The sequence below is a fragment of the Vibrio sp. Vb1554 genome, assembly GCF_033344235.1.
This window is the reverse complement of sequence record NZ_JAWPOJ010000327.1, coordinates 1-1159: the sequence shown is the minus strand read 5'-3', so window position 1 is coordinate 1159 and position 1159 is coordinate 1. Positions and strand designations below refer to the sequence as shown.

The 1159-nt window shown below is 45.6% G+C and carries 2 protein-coding genes; both read right to left on the bottom strand.

Annotated elements, in window-relative coordinates; genetic code table 11:
• On the bottom strand, positions 1-717 hold a 717-nt coding region (gene lpxA / locus R8N28_RS26020; RefSeq protein WP_318183760.1), incomplete at its 3' end, for an acyl-ACP--UDP-N-acetylglucosamine O-acyltransferase.
• Between the two features lies 1 nt (position 718).
• Positions 719-1159: 3-hydroxyacyl-ACP dehydratase FabZ (gene fabZ, locus R8N28_RS26015; protein ID WP_318183759.1), on the bottom strand; the 441-nt coding region annotated here is incomplete at its 5' end.

Below are 1159 nucleotides of genomic sequence, written 5' to 3'. Positions count from 1 at the left end.
CATTTCTGCAAGAATCGGTTTCACTTCTTCTAGCGTTTTACCAGAGCGGTAAATTTCTTTGTACGCTTTTTGTAGTGCTCGAATTTCTGGTTTCTCAAAACCATTACGCTTCAAGCCAACTAGGTTCAAACCAAACGGCGTAGCATGGTTACCTTGAGCAAGCACGTAAGCAGGTACGTCCTGAACAACCGCAGAACAACCACCAACGTATGCATAAGCGCCTACCGTACAGAATGGGTGAATAGCAGAAAGTGCCATTACACCAGCGTGATCTTCTACTGTTACATGACCACCCAGAATCGCATTGTTACCAATGTGAGTGTGGTTTCCTACTACGACGTCATGCGCGATGTGCGCATTCACGCACAGTAGGTTGTCGTCGCCAATCACTGTTGTCGCTTTGTCTTGCACAGTACCACGATGAACCTGAACCGCTTCGCGAATCACATTACGGTCACCGATAACCACGGTTGTATCTTCGCCACCATACTTCTTGTCTTGGTTTTCTTCACCAATCACTGCATGTGGGAAAATACGGTTATCTTTACCAATTTTGGTATGGCCTTTGATTACTACGTGAGACATGACTTCAGTACCTTCACCAATCTCCACCGTTGAGGTGATGTAGGTAAAAGGACCAACCGTCACGTTAGCGCCAATTTTTGCGCCTTCTTCTACCACCGCAGCTGGGTGGATTTTAGCGGTTTCATGAATCATATTAAAACTCTCGACGAGCACACTTCAGCTCTGCTGAACACACTACTTCGCCGTCAACTTTTGCTACACCGCTAAATGCAGCAATGCCACGACGCTCTTTTAGAAATTCAACTTCAATAACCATTTGGTCACCAGGAACCACAGGTTTACGGAATTTCGCGCCGTCTACACTCGCAAAGTAGTACAACTCGTTTTCTGTCGGTGCACCAAATGATTTAAATGCTAGTAGGCCAGTAGCCTGAGCCATAGCTTCCAGAATCAACACACCTGGGAATACTGGTAGTTGAGGAAAGTGACCTGTGAACTGAGGTTCGTTAACCGACACATTTTTAATTGCGTGAAGGTACTTCGCTTCTTGGAAGTCAATCACTCGGTCGATCAATAAGAATGGGTAGCGATGAGGTAGTAGCTCTTGAATTTCAGAGATGTTCATCGTTTTCTT